Source organism: Endozoicomonas sp. ONNA1 (genome assembly GCF_024606325.1).
Lineage (GTDB): Bacteria > Pseudomonadota > Gammaproteobacteria > Pseudomonadales > Endozoicomonadaceae > Endozoicomonas_A.
In genome coordinates this window covers 1-1,235 of the sequence record NZ_JAHHPN010000764.1, presented here as the reverse complement: position 1 = coordinate 1,235, position 1,235 = coordinate 1, and the positions used below count along the sequence as shown (strand labels likewise).

At 47.0% G+C, this 1,235-nt stretch carries 1 protein-coding gene; it reads right to left on the bottom strand.

Annotated features, from left to right (window positions below; translation table 11 throughout):
- Positions 1-80: 80 nt before the first annotated feature.
- Positions 81-1,235: hypothetical protein (locus KDK19_RS18280; protein ID WP_257292529.1), on the bottom strand; the 1,155-nt coding region annotated here is incomplete at its 5' end.

Sequence of the window (1,235 nt, the reverse complement as noted above, 5' to 3'; positions counted from 1 at the left end):
ACCAATTTATTGCAACCGCAGTAGGACAGCCTTAAGTCCGACAGGCTGCTAGATGTTTACCAGGCTCGGCCATATCAACGTCATTCCATACTATCCTCCTCTGCGTATTGATCCGCGAATGCAAAAATATTGCCGGCAAACAACGTAAGTCCCTTAACAAGACTGACCAGGGGAAAAACAGCATTATTAGCTCCGAGATTGAACTGACCATTGCATCGAAGGAAGTCTCTGGGAAATTTTTTCTGCCTGTCCAAGCGGTGCAAAGGTTTCGGGTACAATATTTCATCCAGAACTCCCTCGCGCTTTAAGTGTTCTGAGTAGCACTCAGCAGAAGGAGTAAATGCACAAGAGGCTTTGACCTCATCAGGTTGCAGAGCCGTCCAGTACAGGATCTCCTGAGCCGTGCGAGTCAACCATGAAAGATATTTAGCATCGTCAAGCTGCATAAATTTTTGCAATCTTGGCTTGGGCTGTGATTCTTTTTCTTTTGCAAACAGACCCGACAGGTATTCGTTCAGTAGCTGTTCAATGAAGTTTTCTGTCTCTTTCACTGACTGGTCAATTTGATAATGATAATCCGCAGAGTCCCGACGCAAACGTGATCTTAACAACACAGCTGCCAGCAGGTTTTCACACATGGCATTGGCAAAACTCAACCGCTGTAAAACCTCTGGGGTATAACCCCAGGTTTTAGAGTCTGTAAAACCAAGGCCGCTTTTCATAGAGCCATAAAACTCAACATCACCCCAATCCCGCAAACCATCCCAGCCAAAATCGGGACGCTCAATGGCTTCGATCCAGCCTTCAAAATCTCCGGGTAATGGAAAGGCAAAATAATCCGAGTTCCCCAACAACGGACTGAGGAACACCCAACGACGCCCGGTAGCGTGAAATGACGGTATGGTTGACGTTGGCATAATGCCAAACTTGCCATTAAGTACGCCAATATCATGAATGCCATTCAACAGACCTTGCTCAGCAGTTGCGTAAGGAGTGCTGGTATCTTCAGAAGTGTGAGCGTATTTACCGTAGTGGTTTGTCGCCTTGAAGTGATAGACCAGAACGGCTCTTTCGCCACCAACATCGCTAACTTGCAGGCGGTCCGTGAAACATCGGGTACGCTCGGGAAGATCCTTTTCGAGTACAACGAGGTACTGACCAAAACGGGGTGTCTGGCTTTTAAAGCGGTCACTTTTGGCAATAAATTGATGCATAATGCCTTCTTGCGCCAGAGT